The organism is Pseudomonas sp. Irchel s3b6 (assembly GCF_900187415.1).
Lineage (GTDB): Bacteria > Pseudomonadota > Gammaproteobacteria > Pseudomonadales > Pseudomonadaceae > Aquipseudomonas.
Genome location: NZ_FYDM01000038.1, coordinates 1 through 1,308 on the forward strand (window position 1 = coordinate 1; position 1,308 = coordinate 1,308).

Consider the following 1,308-nt stretch of genomic DNA (forward strand, 5'->3'; position numbering starts at 1 on the left):
GGTTCTTCACGGATTACCGGGAAAGACGCTCTTGATCTTCATGAAAAAGAATTCGCTATCCCGGTAACCGTACGCCACCCGCTTGATGACCTTTATTCGATTGTTGATACCTTCCAACTGACCCGTATGCATCGGCCAGCGAACACGGCTGACGATGCCCCGCCAGTAACCCTTTAGTCGTTTGGCAAACTGGATCAGAGCTGGTATTTCGCTTTCATGAGCATGGTGCAGCCATTGCTTCCAGGCTGATCTCCAGCCCCAGGCGGTGCTCGGTGTCCAAAGCGTTTTGAGTTCAGCCTTCATCAAGTAGACCGTCATCAACGCTTGGTTGGCCGCCAGCAGATCTTCCAAACGGACCTGTTGCTCCGGCGTTTTCAGGTTCTGCGGATTGCGCAGAAGCAGCCATCGCGCTTGCTTGATGACCTTTCGTGCAGGCTTGTCATGACGTAGCCGATTAGCTTCGTCGACGCGGACTCGATCAATTACCTCTCGGCCATATTTGGCCACTACATGGAAGAGGTCGTAGACCACGCGCGCTTTTGGGCAGTGCTGGCGAACCTCCAGGTCAAAGGCGGTGTTCATGTCCATCGCCACCGCTTCGATGCGAGCGCAACCCTCTGGCCCCAGCTCTTCGAAGAACGGCCTGATCGCCGCACGGCTGCGACCCTCGCCAATCCACAGCACTCGCCGGGTATCGGCGTCCAGTACAACGCTGGCGTAACGATGCCCCTTGAACAGCGCGAACTCGTCCATCACCAAGCGCCGTGGCTGCGCCTTCGGCAAAACACTCAACGCCGCTTGCAAGGCTCGACGCTCCAGCAACCGGACGGTGTCCCAATGCAGCCCAAACATCTGAGCCACGTGCAGCGTGGGAAGGCGCTCGCAGGCTTGAATGACGGCATCGGCCAGGCGGCGCGTCATGCGGGCATAGCGATCCAGCCAACTGACGGCTTCCATACGTTTGCCGCAATCACGGCAACCAACACGTCTGAGCAATACGCTGAGACGCACCGCACGGCCGAGGATGGGCAAATCACGAACGGTTCGCTGGCAATACTCATGAGTGGTTGAGCAGGGTTGTTGGCACCCGCCACAGGAGGGGAATCGGGTGGCATGAGGGGTTAGATTGATTTGTAGCGTATCGCCATCAGGCTTGATGGTGACAACAGAAAAGCCCTCCCAAAAAGGAAGGAAAGTATTAATATCGCGCATAAGAACGCCGGTTTGTTAGATGTGTTTGCTCGCACGAACATCATCAATCAAATCGGCGTTCTTGTTTCTGTGTTTCCCGGGATTCCGTGAAGAACC

General features: G+C 56.3%; 1 protein-coding gene. It reads right to left on the reverse strand.

Features of this window, described 5'->3' with window-relative positions; genetic code table 11:
- Positions 1–6 precede the first annotated feature (6 nt).
- Entirely contained in the window at positions 7–1,212 is a 1,206-nt protein-coding gene (locus CKW07_RS25045; RefSeq protein ID WP_095147511.1) for an ISL3 family transposase, read from the reverse strand.
- Between the last annotated feature and the right edge of the window lie 96 nt (positions 1,213–1,308).

Coding starts and splice junctions, on each gene's coding strand:
- CKW07_RS25045 (WP_095147511.1), bottom strand. CDS start 1,212: ATGCGCGATATTAATACTTTCCTTCCTTTTTGGGAGGGCTTTTCTGTT.